Genomic DNA, 15,126 nt, shown 5'->3' with positions numbered 1-15,126 from the left:
TTTCAAATGTAATTTTAGGAGCGGCAGGCCCAGCAGCCTTCGTGCAATGCAGCAAGACGATGGCGGATGGCGTGGACGTTGCTGGGGAAACCGGTTCGGAAACAGCAGCTTGGCCCGCTGTCGTTCGGTGTCAGTCCGCGTGCCGGCGAGGTGGGCGGGACGTGATGCGCGTCGCGTGCTGCGCAAACGACAAGGGGCGCGGTTGCCCGCGCCCCTGTCGACCCCACGATGGCGGGAAAGTTCAGCGGATGCGCTGGACCAGCCTGTCGTGGTTGTTGTCCGCGTTCGGGTCCGGCGTGTCGCTGCTCACCGTGGCTTCGAACTCGAACGAGGTACCGCGCTTCGGCTTGCCGGGCACCACCATCGCGAAGGCCAGCGTCTGCACGCCCTTGGCCATGGCGCCGCGGCGGGAGCACTCGGCCTTCGAGCCGTCGGACGTGTCCTGCACGCGCGTGCAGGACCAGCCGCTCGGCGCGGCGACCGCGGCGTAGCGCGCATCGACGTTCGTGGACAGCACCACCTTGACCTGCTCGGCGGTGTCCGGACCGGCGTTGCGGACCGGCACCAGCACCGTGGCGATGGTGTTGCGCAGCAGCGGCAGCGCACCGCCGGCCAGCTTCACCGACAGGTCGGCCTTGCGGGTCGGCAGCGCGGCGACGGCCACGGAGACCGAGGCCGCGTTGTCGCCGTTGGCCGGGTCGAGCACGGTGGAGTTGGCCGACACGCCCAGGCCCAGCGTGGTGCCGGAGGCACTGGCCGGAACGACGGCGTCGATGGCGAACGTCGCGTCGCTGCCCACGGCCAGCGACGGCACGGTGCAGGCGACGCGGGTGGTACCGCCGGTGAATTCGGCAGCGGCGCAGCTCCAGCCGGCGGGCAGCGTGGCCAGCGACGGCGACAGTTCGGCCGAGAACACGAAGGCGAACGCGGCCGGCGACGCGGCACCCGGACCGGCGTTGCGCACCGTGGCGGTGTAGCGCACGGTCTCGCCGACGTTGGCGGTGGCGCGGTCGGCCGACACCGTGGCCGACAGGTCGGCGCGGGCGAACGACGGCACGCGGATGGTCAGGCGCACCGGATCGTGGTCGGACGACCGCACGGCCAGCGTGGCGTCGCCGAAGTTGTCGACGCCGAAGTCCGCGTTGATGCGTGCGTGGTCCACGCGCAGCGCGGCGCCCATTACCAGGGCTTCGTTGACCAGCACGTGGTCTAGCGTCTGCGCGTTGCCCTCGAACGAGTACGAGTAACGCTGCGCCGGATCGGCGATCAGCTGCGACCCGTCCACCAGCGGCGTGGTCAGCGGGCTGGCCATGTAGGTCAGCACCTGGTCCTCGGCCGCGGCTTCGCCCTTCACGATGCCCATCACGTCGACGTAGCCGTCGTTGAACTCGAACGCGTTGAAGTCGCCGACCAGCACGATCTTCTCGTCCGGGTTCGCCTGCTGCATCTCCTGCACCAGCTGGGCTAGGTAGACGGCCTGCGCGCCGCGCTTGACCCGCACGCGCTCGCCACCGGTCGCCCAGCCGCTGCTGCCGGGCAGGGTGTCGTTGATGTCGTTGAGCGAACGCAGGTGGTTGACGATGACCGTCAGCGGATAGCTCGACGTCGCATCCTGGTGCACGCGGGCGCGCAGGCGCAGCGGCGGACGGTCGTTGAGCAGGCTGGTGGTGCCGTTCGGGTTGGCGAGGGTGGTTTCCTTGCCGAACTGCGCCACGTCCAGCACTTCGACGCGGGCCGCACCACCGTCCGTGGCACGCGAGCTGACCAAGAAGCCGACGTTGATGCCGCCGACGTCGTTGCCCGGCTGCAGGTACGGGACATAGCCCGGACGCGTGGCGCAGGTGGCGTCGATGCGTTCGGACAGCAGCTGCAGGACGCGGACGTTCTCCACTTCCACCACGCCCAGGATGTCCGGCGCCTTCAGGTAGTCGCAGATCGCCAGCGCCGCCTTCGACAGGCGCTTGTCCAGCGCTTCCGGCGTCAGCGTCACCGCGCCGTTGCTGTCGTTGACCTCGTCGAACAGGCGCAGCAGGTTGAAGCTGCCGATGGTGACTTCGTCGTAGCTGGCGTCGTTGACGGCCTCCGGCAGGCGGCCGCCGGTGACGGCCGGCGGGGTCGCCACGTCGGGCAGCAGCGCCCAGGTGCCGGCGAAGTAGTCGAGCACGCCGATCAGGCCCGCGACCTCCGCACCGGTGTCGACCGACAGCGGCACCGCGCCGACCTGGCCACGGCTGCGCACCATCAGGCGCTCCTGGTTGGTGTCGAAGCGCGGCGGGTTCTTGCCGGCAGGCAGGGTGATGGCATCCATCACGGCGATGCCGGGCTCGCGGAACGGACGCGCCACGCCGGGCAGGACGACGTGGAACACGCCGTCACTGCTGGAGGTGGCGTTGGCTTCGCTGAGGCTGCCGCCGGACGGCGCGATGACCACGGACTGCGCCACGCTGACGCGCATGCCTTCGAAGCGTTCCAGCGTGCCGGGCAGGGCGTCGGGACCCAGCTCGGCGGCGGTCAGCTCGATCGCGGCGGGCAGGGCGACGCCGGTCTCCAGCACGTCGATCGTCGGGGTGACGATCTCGGTGATCGCCAGCTGGTGCGGGTTGGACGACGGCGTGTATTCCTCGACCGTGCCGGTCACGCGCACGCGGGTACCGACCGCGGCGGTCGCGGGCGGCGCGCTGCTGGTGAACACGAACACGGCGTCGGACGTGGCCGGGTCGCCGTCATCGTTGGCGGCCTGCAGGAAGAAGCCGTTGTTGAACTTGATCGCGGTGACGATGCCTTCGGTCACCACGCGCTTGCCGTTGTGCGGCGACAGCAGGCCGGTGCCCTGGATCTGGGCGATGGTCAGCGCCAGCGGCGGATCGGGCGGTTCCGGCGGCTCGGCGCCGCTGTTGCGCGGATTCGGCGCACCGACCGCGAAGTCGGCGCCGTTGTTGTTGGTGTCGATGCTGCCGTCGCCGCCACGCAGCGCGGCGGTGGTGTTGCTGAGCGTGCCGGTCGGCGCGCTGCCTTCGAAGCAGTTGGCGGCGCTGCCGAAGCCGACGAAGTCGGCCACGTTGGCGTCGGTGAGCGGGCAGGCGCCGGTCAGCGCCGTGGTGCTGCGGCTCAGTGCGACCTTGCCGGCGGTGCCGGCCATGGCGATGGTGCCGATGGCGTCAGGCGTGGGCAGGTCCACCGTGCCGCCGGCGCCCTGCGCCTGCTGGACCAGGTAGAAGCCGCCGGCCGGGATGCTGCCGCTGAGGTTGGTGCGTCCGCCCCAGGTGGTGCCGGCGGAGGAGGCGTACTGCACGCTCCAGCCGGTCAGGTCGACCGCGGTGGGGCCGTTGTTGCGCAGCTCGATGAAGTCGTTCCGGAACGTGGCGCCGCTGTTGCCGCCGCCGCCGTAGACCTGGCTGATGACCACCTGCGCCTGCGCCGACGTGGCGGCGAGACACAGGGCGAATGACGCGAACACGGCCGCAAGACGGCCCCGTGGCATTTCCATGTAACGGGTTCTCCCTCAGTGGATTGGACGCCGACCCCCTGTCGGAGGCGATGCCGCCCCCGGCCGACGCAATGTAGCGGAAGCCTGTGGTACGCGCATTGCATGGCCATGACATAAGTGCCGGTTTTCCATCGCCTTGCCCGGGTCGCCCGCCGTCATCGGTTACGCTGGCGCCCCCGCCGCCCGCCCGGGCGGCCCCCGGTTGATCGACGGATGGCCGTAGAGAAGAACGAGCGCCCGCTGGAAGCAGGCATCCACACCGACCTGTCCGGCCGCCTGAGCTACGGCGGCTACCTGCAGCTGGATCGGCTGCTGTCGGCGCAGCACCCGGTGTCGGACCCGCCGCACCACGACGAGATGCTCTTCATCGTCCAGCACCAGGTGTCGGAGCTGTGGATGAAGCTGATGATCCACGAGCTGCGCGCGGCGACCGGATTCCTCCAGCGCGACCAGGTCTGGCAGTGCCGCAAGGTGCTGGCGCGCGCCAAGCAGGTGCTGCGCCAGCTGACCGAACAGTGGTCGGTGCTGGAGACGCTGACGCCGTCCGAATACATGGGTTTCCGCGATCTGCTCGGCCCGTCATCGGGCTTCCAGTCCTTGCAATACCGCACCATCGAGTTCCTGCTGGGCAACAAGAACGCGGCGATGCTGAAGGTGTTCTCGCACGACCCCGAGGGCCATGCCGGGCTCGAGGCGGTGCTCGATGCGCCCAGCCTGTACGACGAATTCCTGATGTACCTCGCGCGCTGGGACCATGCGATCCCGGCGCAGCACCTGCAGCGCGACYGGCGCCAGTCGCACGCCGCCGACAATGCCCTGCTGCCGGTGTTCGAAGCGATCTACGAGGACACCGACCGCTACTGGCGCGAGTACTCGCTGTGCGAAGACCTGGTGGACCTGGAGAGCCAGTTCCAGCTGTGGCGTTTCCGCCACATGCGCACCGTGATGCGGATCATCGGCTTCAAGCGCGGCACCGGCGGCTCCAGCGGCGTGGGCTTCCTGCGGCAGGCACTGGAGCTGACCTTCTTCCCCGAACTGTTCGACGTGCGCACCTCGATCGGTCCCGGCCGCTGACCCTCGGGGGAGGGAAAATCGGCCAAAATCCCTTTTGAAATCAGCGAATTGACTCGCTGAACAGGGCAAACAGCCGTTACCCCGTCGATGTTTCAGCGATTTGACGGCCCCCGGGCCGGTCGGTGATCCTCGCCCGTCCCCGGCGGTTGCAGGGGAAACCGAAATCCTGAACTACTTTTTCTAGGGGGAGCCCGCATGAGCGGAGCCGTCGAGTCACCAACGCCGGAACGGATACCGGATTTCAAGCAAGTCCTGGGGCATCCGCGTCCGCTGTGGATGCTGTTCATGTCCGAATTCTGGGAGCGCTTCGCGTTCTACGGCATCCGCTGGGCGATGGTGCTGTACATCGTGGCGCAGTTCCATGGCGGCGATGCCTCCGGTGAGAAGCCGGCAAGCGAGCTGTACGGCGCCTACCTGGCACTGGTGTATGCAGGCGCGATCTTCGGCGGCTACGTGGCCGACAAGCTGATCGGCTTCCAGCGGTCCATCCTGCTGGGTGCCATCTTCATGTCGGTCGGTCTGTTCCTGCTGGCATCGCCGAGCGAGGCGATGTTCAAGCTGGGCCTGGCCACGATCATCGTCGGCAACGGGCTGTTCAAGCCGATCATCTCCACCATGGTGGGCAAGCTGTACGCGCAGGGCGACGCCCGCCGCGATTCGGGCTTCACCATCTTCTACATGGGCATCAACATTGGCGCACTGCTGGCGCCGATCGTCACCCAGTACCTGGCGAAGAAAGTGTTCGGCATTGAAGACATGCCGGCTTACAAGGTGGTGTTCATCGCTGCCGGCGTCGGCATGCTGCTGAGCCTGGTGTGGTTCTGGTTCGGTCGCAAGCAGCTGGAAGGCATCGGCCTGCCGGCCGCGCACCAAACCGGTCCGCGCAACGTCAGCCTGGTGGTGCTGTTCGGCGCCGTGATCGGCATTCCGATGTTCTACGCCCTGCTGACCATCGACGCCAACCTGCTGCAAGCCATCCTGATGGCCCTGTTCGTGATCCCGGCGGTCATGCTGGTGGTCGAAGGCCTGCGCGAGGGCAAGGTCGCACGCGACAAGGTCATCGCGATGCTGGTGATCTTCGTGTTCAACGTGCTGTTCTGGATGTTCTTCGAGCAGGCAGGCAGCTCGTTCAACTTCCTGGCCGATCGCATCGTCAACCGTGACATCGGCATGGAAGGCTTCTTCCAGATGTTCGCGGGCACCAACGATTTCCCGGTGTCGTGGTTCCAGTCGGTCAACTCGGTGGCCATCATCGCGCTGGCGCCGGTGCTCGCCTGGCTGTGGGTCAAGATGGGCAAGAACAACCCCATCATCCCCCGCAAGTTCGGCCTGGGCCTGATCTTCAACGGCCTCGCCTTCCTGCTGCTGATGTACGCGCTGTCCAGCCTGGTCGACGGCAACGGCAAGATCCCGTTCTGGACGCTGTTCATGGTGTACGTCATCCAGTCCGTGGGCGAGCTGTGCCTGTCGCCGATCGGTCTGTCGATGACGACCAAGCTGGCGCCGTCGCGCCTGGCCGGCATGGCGATGGGTTGCTGGTTCCTGTCGATCGCGATCGGCAACAACATGGCCGGCATCTTCGCGGGCAAGGTCAGTGGCGAAGGCGGCATGACCGTGCAGTCCGCGCATGCGGGTTACACGTTCGGCTTCTGGGCGCTGGTCGGCGCAGGCGTGCTGCTGTTCCTGATCGCGCCGCTGATCCAGCGGTTGATGCACGGCGTGAAGTGACGCTTCGCGCGCCCGACGGGCGCGCCTTTGCCGAGGCGTCGTCCCCGCGAAGGCGGGGATCCAAAAAAGAACGGCGGCCATCGGCCGCCGTTCTTCGTTTCCAGGAAGGAAAAATCTCAGCCTTCGATGCGCTTGACGCCTTCCCCGGCCAGCTTGTCGATCAGCTGGTCCAGCATCGCGCGCTCCTCGTCGGTCAGCGGCTCCAGCATGCGCTGGTGGTACTCGATGACCATGGGCGCGACCTCGTCGTAGACCCGGAAGCCCTCGTCGGTCAGCGCCAGCACTGAGCGGCGGCGGTCGTCGCCGTGGATCTCGCGCTGGATCAGCGCCCGTTCCAGCAGGCGTGCGACCGCCCGGCTGACCGCCACCTTGTCCATGGCCGTCCGGTTGGCCACCTCGCCGGCGGACAGTCCCGGGAAGCGTCCCAGCACGGCCATGACCCGCCATTCGGTGATGGCCAGCCCGAAACGGCGGTGGTATTCGCGGGAAATCGCACTGCTGATACGGTTGGACAGCACGCTCAACCGGTAGGAAAACAGGCGGTCGAGGTCGAAATCGGCGTGCGGGGCGGTATTGGCTGGCTGGCTCATGCTGCGCTGCTACTTGTGGTTGGTTTCAGCTGAAACTATAAAATGCACCAAATCCCGGCAAGCCTAGCGAGGCGCCCCATGACCGCACAACCCAACCTGGGCATCCAGCCCACGACGTTCGACAATCCCATGGGTATCGACGGCTTCGAATTCGTCGAGTTTGCCGCCCCGCAGGGACAGGCGCACCACCTGCACGACTACTTCCGCAAGCTGGGCTTCGTGCAGGTCGCGCGCCACAAGACGCGCGCCATCAGTACGTACCGGCAAGGCGACTGCACCTTCCTGATCAACGAGGATCCGGACTCCTTCGCCGCGCGCTTCGCGGCCGAGCACGGCCCCAGCGCCTGCGGCTTCGCGATCCGGGTGAAGAAGCTGGCCGAGTGGGCGCGCGTGCAGGCGCTGAAGAACGGCGCCGAGTCGTTCGACGCCGCCGACGAACTGACCAAGGCCGTCGCCGCGCCCGTCATCAAGGGCATCGGCGACTGCATGCTGTACATCGTCGACCGCTACGACGCGCAGGGCACCATCCACGATCCGGACTACGAATACCTGCCCGGCGTGGACCTGATGCCGACCGGTTTCGGCCTGACCTTCATCGACCACCTGACCCACAACCTCTACCACGGCAACATGGCCAAGTGGGCGGACTACTACGAGCGGCTGTTCAACTTCCGCGAGATCCGCTACTTCGACATCAAGGGCGCCAAGACCGGCCTGCTGTCGAAGGCGATGACCGCGCCCGACGGCATGGTGCGCATCCCGCTCAACGAGTCGAGCGATCCGAAGAGCCAGATCAACGAGTACCTCGACGCCTACAAGGGCGAGGGCATCCAGCACATCGCCTGCTTCACCGACGACATCTACACGACGGTCGAGCGCATGCGCGAGGCGGGCGTGGAGTTCCTCGACACGCCGGACACCTATTTCGACGTCATCGACCAGCGCATCCCGAACCATGGCGAGGATGTCGCCCGCCTGGCGCGCAACAAGATCCTGATCGATGCCGACGTGGAGACCAAGGAGCGCAAGCTGCTGCAGATCTTCACCCAGAACGCCTTGGGCCCGATCTTCTTCGAGATCATCCAGCGCAAGGGCAACGAAGGCTTCGGAGAAGGGAACTTCCAGGCGTTGTTCGAGAGCATCGAGCGCGACCAGATGAAGCGCGGCGTGCTGTAAGGTCTCTTCGAGCCCCTCTCCCCTCGGGAGAGGGGTTGGGGAGAGGGATGGCGAAGCCTTGTGGTTTGCCGTGTCAGGAAAGCGGATCAGCAAGGACAGGAGGTCCTGCATGAGCAAGCCACGCTTGCCGACCCACACGCTCGATCATGCCAAGCGGTTGCGCAGGCGCATGACCGATGCCGAACGCCGGCTGTGGCAGTACCTGCGGGCAGGACGCCTGGAGGGGTTGAAATTCCGGCGTCAGCATCCTGTTCCGCCCTACATCGTCGATCTCTGCTGCGTCGAAGCGCGCTTGGTGGTGGAACTGGATGGTTCGCAGCATTCGCCGGCCGCGGATGCCGCAAGAACGCGATACTTGCAGTCTCAGGGATGGCGGGTCGTCCGGTTCTGGGACAACGATGTGCTGAGTGAGGTGGAGGCGGTGGTCACGGCGATCTGGGATTTCGCCTCGCGACCGGCCCTCTCCCCAACCCCTCTCCCGCCGGGAGAGGGGCTTTGATCGGGACACGATGAGCATGAATGCAAACAGCGGCAACACCTATCAGACCGGCTTCGGCAACCACTTCGCCAGCGAGGCGGTGCCGGGCACGCTGCCGGAAGGCCGCAACTCGCCGCAGCGCGTGGCGCACGGGCTGTATGCCGAGCAGTTGAGCGGCACGGCCTTTACCGCGCCGCGCGCCGAGAACCGGCGCAGCTGGCTGTACCGGATCCGCCCGGCGGCGATGCACGGTCCGTTCGCGCCGTACGCGCAGCACCGCTTGCACAGCGATTTCAGCGCGGCTCCGGTGTCGCCCGACCAGATGCGCTGGTCGCCGCTGCCGATGCCGGAGGCGCCGACCGACTTCGTCGATGGTCTCTACACGATGGCAGGCAATGGTTCACCCGACGCGATGCATGGCGTCGGCATCCACCTGTATGCTGCCAATCGCTCGATGCAGGGCCGTTATTTCTATGATGCCGACGGCGAACTGCTGATCGTGCCGCAGCAAGGCAGCCTGCGCATCGCCACCGAGTTCGGCGTGATCGAGGTCGAACCGCAGCAGATCGCGGTGATCCCGCGCGGCGTGCGTTTCCTCGTTGAATTGCCCGATGGCGAAGCGCGCGGCTACGTGTGCGAGAACTTCGGCGCGGCCCTGCGCCTGCCGGACCTGGGACCGATCGGATCGAACGGGTTAGCCAATCCGCGCGATTTCGAAACGCCGGTCGCGGCCTACGAGGATGTCGAGGGCGAATTCGAGCTGGTCGGCAAGTTCCAGGGCCATCTGTGGCGTGCCGACATAGGCCATTCGCCGCTGGACGTGGTGGGCTGGCACGGCAACTACGCGCCGTACCGCTACGATCTGCGCCGCTTCAACACGATCGGGTCGATCAGCTTCGATCATCCCGATCCGTCGATCTTCCTGGTGCTGACTTCGCCCAGCGACACGCCCGGTGTCGGCAACATGGATTTCGTGATCTTCCCGCCGCGCTGGCTGGTGGCCCAGGACACGTTCCGCCCACCGTGGTTCCATCGCAACATCGCCAGCGAGTTCATGGGCCTGATCCATGGCGTGTACGACGCCAAGGCCGAAGGCTTCGCGCCAGGCGGCGCGTCGCTGCACAACTGCATGACCGGCCATGGTCCGGATGCGGCGACGTTCGAGAAGGCGTCGAACGCGGACCTGTCGAAGCCCGACGTCATCACCGGCACGATGGCCTTCATGTTCGAGACCCGCGCGGTGATCCGGCCGACACGCCAGGCCATCGAAGCCCCGCACCGGCAGCGCGACTACCAGGCGTGCTGGGCGGGCCTGCGCAAGCACTTCACGCGTCCGGACTGAGTCGCGGTCAGCGCGCCGCGATATCCAGCGACGCGTCGGAAAGATCCTGGAAACGGCGAACGACGTCGTCCGGCAGCGCTTCCAGCAGCCGCTCCCTGATACGGGCGGCGAGCGTCGTCGCCATGCGGGCTTCCAGAAACCGCAACGCATCGGCCAGCGCCTCGATCATTGCCTCGTCGTCGAGCCGCGATTGCAGGCGCTCGCGGTGGCGGCGCGCGCCGTCGTCGCGCTGGAGCTCCAGCATGCCGGATAGATAGACCTTGGCCGCCACCAGGGATCGCCGGGGACCTGCCGATACCCGGGGCGGAGTGATCGTTCGCGCAATCGGCGACGTCACCGGCGGCATGCTCGTGCTGTCCGCCATCGCCAGATAGCCCGCCTGCACGAGTCGTTGCACCAGGATGGGTGCATCCTGGCCCAGCAAGCGCACCAGTTCGGGCAGGTCGCGCTGTCCATCGCAAAGGATAAGTGTGCGTCGCTCGCGCATGCCGAGCGTGCCCGTATGGGCCTGCAGGGTCTGGCGGGCAAGATCGGTCTTGGACGGGCGCATCGCGATGTAGCAGGTCGAGCCGCGGGAAGGCTAGCCGCGCGCGATGAAGTGCCGATGACAGCGCTTCATCGCGGTGACTTAACGCGTCGACGCTACGATTCACGTTTGTGCACTGGAGAGAGCCGATGAAGTCGATGTTGCCGATCGTGATGGTCGTCACCCTGTTGTCCGCGTGCCAGCGTCAGGAGGCGCCCGCGGCGGATGCGGAACCGCAGACCACCGCGACCAGCACACCGATGGCCGAAGCGCCGGCACCCACGCCTGCCGTCGACGACACCGCCTCGCCCGCCGGCCCGGTGAGCCAGGCCAGCTTCCTCGGCTACGGCGACATGAAACTGGGCAGCACGGTCGACGAGGCGCGCGCCGCGTGGGGCGGCGAGCTCAACGGCGCGCCGATGGAAGGGACCACCTGCCACTACCTGTGGCCCAAGTGGATCACCCGTCCGGCCGACTTCGCCTTCATGATGGAAGAAGGCAAGTTCGTCCGTTACGACGTCGGCATCGACAAGGAAACCGCGCCCGGCGGCGGCAAGGTCGGCATGAGCGTCGACGAGGTGCAGAAGCTCTACGGCGGCGCCCTGAAGGCATCGCCGCACAAGTACACCGAGGGCGGCCAGTACCTGTCCATCGACGCCGGCGATGTCGCGCCGACCAAGCTCATCTTCGAAGCCGACGCCGGCGGCAAGATCACCTCGTGGCGCGTGGGCCTGTCGCCGCAGGTCGAGTACGTGGAAGGCTGCTCCTGATCGGAAGCGCCCGGCTGGCCGCACCGGCGGGCCGGGCATAGAATCGCCGCAGACTCGACGGGGAGCACGGCGATGACGGAAGCGTGGGGATACTTCGTGCTGGGGCTGGTGCTGCTGGCTCTCGGCGGTGATTCGATCGTCAAGGGGGCGTCCGGCCTGGCGCAGCGCGTCGGCGCGTCGCCGTTCGTGGCCGGCCTGCTGCTGATCGCCTTCGGCACCTCGCTGCCGGAACTGGCGGTCAACGCGCGTGCGGCATGGGTGGGTTCGCAGGAGCTTGCGCTGGGCAACGCGGTGGGCAGCAATATCGTCAACCTCGGCCTGACGCTGGGCGTCGCGGCGCTGGTCGCCCCATTGCTGGTGCGCATGCGCGTGCTGTCGCCCTTGCTGGTGCTGCTGGCGCTCGCCACGCTGGCGCTGATCGTGTTCGGGCTGGACGGCGTGGTCAGCCGCGTCGAGGGCGGCGTGCTGCTGCTCGGCTTCGTGGCGTCGCTGGCGTTCCTGCTGGCGCGCGCGCCGCGCGAGGAGCCCGCCGTGCGCTCGGAGATCGAGACCTACGCCAACACCAACACCGTGCTGTGGATGAACCTGCTGCGCTTCGTGGTGGCCGCCGCGCTGCTGTACTACGGCGCCCGCTTCGTGGTGCAGGGCGGTCCCGTCATCGGCGCGCACTGGGGCCTGTCGCCGCTGCTGACCGGCCTGCTGCCGGTAGCGATCGGCACGGCGCTGCCCGAGATCGCCGCCGCCGCGATGGCCGCGCGACGGGGGCAGGGCGACATGGTCGCCGGCCATGTCATCGGCTCCAGCCTGTTCAACCTGCTGGTGGTGGTGGGTGGCATGGCCGCCTTCCGTCCGCTCGCGTTGCCGGAATCGTTCGTGCGGCTCGAACTGCCGGCGGCGATCGCCTTCGTGCTGGTGCTGTATCCGATGCTGCGCGGAGACCTGCGCATCAGCCGCGTGGAAGGCGGCATCCTGCTCGCCGCGTTCGTCGGCTGGGTCATCCTGGAGATCGCGCTGCTCGCCTGACCTGAACAGTGGGTCAGGCTTATGTGAACGGGTTTGTTAAACTCGGGGCGATTGCTCGCGAATGACGCATTCCCTGCAACGCAAGGCGGTTGATGATTCCTTTCCTTGAAATCCTGCTGGCGCTGCCGTTCGTGCTCGCGCTGGTGGTGGCGCTGGCGCGCGGCCTTCCGCGTGGCGCCACTGCATGGCTGGCCGGCCTGGCACCGTTGCTGGGCCTGGTGCTGCTGGCATGGATGACGCCCAGCGTGCTGCAGGGCTGGAACCTGCGCGCGGACCGCGCCTGGATCCCGCAGATCGGCCTGGCCTTCACCCTGCGCCTGGACGGACTGGCGTGGATGTTCGCCGGCATGGTGCTGGCGATCGGCGCGCTGGTGGTGATGTACGCGCGCTACTACCTCAGCGAGAAGGACAGTGCGCCGCGTTTCTTCGCCTGCCTGCTGCTGTTCATGGGTTCGATGCTGGGCGTGGTGCTGGCCGGCAACCTGTTGTTGCTGGTGGTGTTCTGGGAACTGACCAGCATCAGTTCGTTCCTGTTGATCGGCTTCTGGTCGCACCGCCAGGACGCGCGCGAGGGCGCGCGCATGGCGCTGGCGATCACCGGCGCCGGCGGCCTGGCATTGCTGGGCGGCGTGCTGCTGATCGGCCGCATCGTCGGCAGCTACGACCTCGACATCGTGCTGGCCTCGGGCGACCTGATCCGCGGCAGCACGCTGTATCCGTGGGCGCTGGCGCTGGTGCTGGCCGGCGTGTTCACCAAGAGCGCGCAGTTCCCGTTGCATTTCTGGTTGCCGCACGCGATGGCGGCACCGACGCCGGTGTCGGCCTACCTGCACTCGGCGACCATGGTGAAGGCCGGCGTGTTCCTGCTCGCCCGGCTGCATCCGGCGCTGGCGGGCACCGACCTGTTCTTCTATGTGGTCACCAGCGTCGGCGCGATGACGCTGCTGGTCGGCGCCTGGTTCGCGATCTTCCAGCACGACCTGAAGGGCCTGCTGGCGTATTCGACGATTTCGCACCTCGGCCTGATCACGCTGCTGTTCGGCATCTCCACGCCGATGGCGGTGGTGGCCGGCGTGTTCCACATCCTCAACCACGCCACGTTCAAGGCCTCGCTGTTCATGGCGGCCGGCATCATCGACCACGAGACCGGGACGCGCGACATGCGGCGGCTCGGCAACCTGCGACGGTTGATGCCCTGGACCAGCGCGCTGGCGATCATCGCCTCGCTGGCGATGGCCGGCATTCCGCTGCTCAATGGCTTCCTGTCGAAGGAGATGTTCTTCGCCGAGGCGCTGGATATCCCGGGCCACCGCGCGATGCGCGACGGCATCGCGGTGGCGGCGCTGCTGTACGGCATGTTCGGCGTGGCCTACAGCCTGCGCTTCGTCCACGAGACGTTCTTCGGTAAGGGTCCCCGCAACCTCGACGTGGTCCCGCACGAACCGCCGCGCTGGATGAAGATCCCGGTGGAAGTGCTGGTGGTGCTGTGCGTGGCGGTGGGTATGTTCCCCGCGTGGACGGTCGCGCCGGTGCTGCACGCCGGTGCCGGTGCCATCCTCGGCGATGCCATGCCCGAGTACAGCCTGTCGGTCTGGCACGGCATCAACACGCCGCTGCTGATGAGCCTGGCGGGCATCGTCGGCGGCGTCGCGCTGTATTTCGGCCTGCGCCGGCTGTTCGACCTGCACGCCATCGTGCGGCATTCGTTCGGCCGCCTCGTGTTCCGCTGGAACATGGAAGCGCTCTATGCGCTGGCCGGTCGTTTCACCGCGCGGATCGCCAATGGCAGCCTGCAGCGGAGCCTGCTGTTCCTGGTGCTGGCCGCGGTCGCGGCCGGTGCGGCACCGTTCGTCGCCGGCGATGCCTCGCCGTTGCAGTGGCGCGCGCCGCAGCCGATGCCGCTGCTCGGCTGGCTGCTGTGGCTGGTGCTGGTGGTGTGTGCGGTATGGACGATCCGGCTGTACCGGCAGCGGCTGCTCGCCGTGATCGTACTGGGTGGTGCGGGCCTGATGGTCAGCCTGGCCTTCGTGTTCCTGTCCGCCCCCGACCTGGCGCTGACCCAGCTGATGGTCGAGATGGTCAGCCTGGTCCTGCTGCTGCTCGGCCTGCACTACCTGCCGCCGCGCTCGCCGCCGGAGCGCACGCCGCGCCGCCGCTTGCGCGACATCGTCGTGGCCGCGGTCGCGGGCGGCGGTGCCGGCCTGCTCGCCTACCAGATGATGACGCGCCCGGCGGATACCATCAGCGGGGAGCTGTTGGCGCGTTCGTTGCCGGAAGCCTATGGCAGCAACGTGGTGAACGTGATCCTGGTCGACTTCCGTGGCTTCGATACCTTCGGCGAGATCACCGTGTTCGGCATCGCCGCGCTGATCGTGCATGCGCTGCTGCGGCGCGCGCGGATGGCACCGGAGAAGGTCATGTCGGGACCGCCGATCAAGCTGCCGGTGCCGGCGGACCTGGCGCAGATCATGTTCCCGCTGACGCTGACCGTGTCGGTATTCCTGTTCCTGCGCGGGCACAACGCGCCGGGCGGCGGTTTCATCGCCGGCCTGGTGCTGGCCGTGCCGCTGCTGGTCCAGTACGTCATCCAGGGCACGGCGTCGGTGGAGTCGCGCTTCGGTTTCGACTACGTGCGCTGCATCGGCGTGGGCCTGATCATCGCCGGCGTGAGCGGCGTGGCGTCGATGGGCTTCGGCGTGCCGTTCCTGACCAGCGGGCATCTCGATCTCGAGCTGCCGGTGATCGGTACGGTGCCGCTGGCCAGTGCGATCGGCTTCGATACCGGCGTGTACCTGGTGGTGTTCGGCGGCGCGATGCTGATCCTGTCGATGATGGGCACCATCCGGCCTTCGCGTACGCGCGTGTCGCACCTGGGGGTGATGGAGCCGGGCGAACGTTCGACCCGCACGGGAGAACTGCGCTGATGGAGGAG

Annotated in this window: 11 protein-coding genes; 8 read left to right on the top strand and 3 right to left on the bottom strand. The window is 67.4% G+C overall.

Going from position 1 to position 15,126, the window contains the following annotated elements; all coding sequences use genetic code 11:
• Nucleotides 1-241 precede the first annotated feature (241 nt).
• Nucleotides 242-3,487, bottom strand: coding sequence for a lamin tail domain-containing protein (locus AC04MD_RS11545; protein WP_475497406.1), 3,246 nt, complete (start codon nt 3,485-3,487; stop codon nt 242-244).
• 213 nt (nt 3,488-3,700) lie between these two features.
• On the opposite strand from AC04MD_RS11545, the gene AC04MD_RS11540 reads away from it, so the two are divergent.
• Nucleotides 3,701-4,561 carry a tryptophan 2,3-dioxygenase gene (locus AC04MD_RS11540; RefSeq protein WP_475497405.1) on the top strand — a complete coding sequence of 287 codons (861 nt, stop codon included), beginning with the start codon at nt 3,701-3,703 and terminating at the stop codon, nt 4,559-4,561.
• Nucleotides 4,562-4,756: 195 nt separating this feature from the next.
• Nucleotides 4,757-6,289 (top strand): peptide MFS transporter, encoded by a 1,533-nt coding sequence (locus tag AC04MD_RS11535; RefSeq protein WP_475497404.1) that lies wholly within the window; start codon nt 4,757-4,759, stop codon nt 6,287-6,289.
• Between the two features lie 116 nt (nt 6,290-6,405).
• Here AC04MD_RS11535 and AC04MD_RS11530 read toward each other — a convergent pair whose 3' ends face one another.
• On the bottom strand, nt 6,406-6,879 hold the full coding sequence (locus tag AC04MD_RS11530) for a MarR family winged helix-turn-helix transcriptional regulator (protein WP_475497403.1): 474 nt from the start codon (nt 6,877-6,879) through the stop codon (nt 6,406-6,408).
• 78 nt (nt 6,880-6,957) lie between these two features.
• Here AC04MD_RS11530 and hppD point away from each other — a divergent pair, with 78 nt between their 5' ends.
• From hppD to hmgA, 3 genes are all read left to right on the top strand, one after another.
• On the top strand, nt 6,958-8,055 hold the full coding sequence (gene hppD / locus AC04MD_RS11525) for a 4-hydroxyphenylpyruvate dioxygenase (protein ID WP_475497402.1): 1,098 nt from the start codon (nt 6,958-6,960) through the stop codon (nt 8,053-8,055).
• Between the two features lie 109 nt (nt 8,056-8,164).
• Nucleotides 8,165-8,554, top strand: coding sequence for an endonuclease domain-containing protein (locus tag AC04MD_RS11520; RefSeq protein ID WP_475497401.1), 390 nt, complete (start codon nt 8,165-8,167; stop codon nt 8,552-8,554).
• 16 nt (nt 8,555-8,570) lie between these two features.
• Nucleotides 8,571-9,875: a homogentisate 1,2-dioxygenase gene (hmgA, locus tag AC04MD_RS11515; RefSeq protein ID WP_475497694.1), complete on the top strand. Its 1,305-nt coding sequence runs from the start codon at nt 8,571-8,573 to the stop codon at nt 9,873-9,875.
• Between the two features lie 7 nt (nt 9,876-9,882).
• Here hmgA and AC04MD_RS11510 read toward each other — a convergent pair whose 3' ends face one another.
• Nucleotides 9,883-10,425, bottom strand: a complete 543-nt coding sequence (locus AC04MD_RS11510) for a hypothetical protein (RefSeq protein ID WP_475497400.1) — start codon at nt 10,423-10,425, stop codon at nt 9,883-9,885.
• Between the two features lie 125 nt (nt 10,426-10,550).
• On the opposite strand from AC04MD_RS11510, the gene AC04MD_RS11505 reads away from it, so the two are divergent.
• The 3 genes from AC04MD_RS11505 to AC04MD_RS11495 all read left to right on the top strand — a co-directional run bounded on the left by AC04MD_RS11505 (nt 10,551) and on the right by AC04MD_RS11495 (nt 15,118).
• Nucleotides 10,551-11,171 (top strand): lectin, encoded by a 621-nt coding sequence (locus AC04MD_RS11505; protein ID WP_475497399.1) that lies wholly within the window; start codon nt 10,551-10,553, stop codon nt 11,169-11,171.
• A 72-nt stretch (nt 11,172-11,243) separates the two neighbouring features.
• Nucleotides 11,244-12,194, top strand: coding sequence for a calcium/sodium antiporter (locus AC04MD_RS11500; RefSeq protein ID WP_475497398.1), 951 nt, complete (start codon nt 11,244-11,246; stop codon nt 12,192-12,194).
• Nucleotides 12,195-12,286: 92 nt separating this feature from the next.
• Nucleotides 12,287-15,118, top strand: a complete 2,832-nt coding sequence (locus tag AC04MD_RS11495) for a monovalent cation/H+ antiporter subunit A (RefSeq protein ID WP_475497397.1) — start codon at nt 12,287-12,289, stop codon at nt 15,116-15,118.
• The last annotated feature ends 8 nt before the right edge of the window (nt 15,119-15,126 follow it).

The organism is Pseudoxanthomonas sp. LjRoot206, from assembly GCF_056175725.1.
Note: the sequence above shows the minus strand (reverse complement) of the source record. Positions and strands in the feature narration are given on the sequence as shown.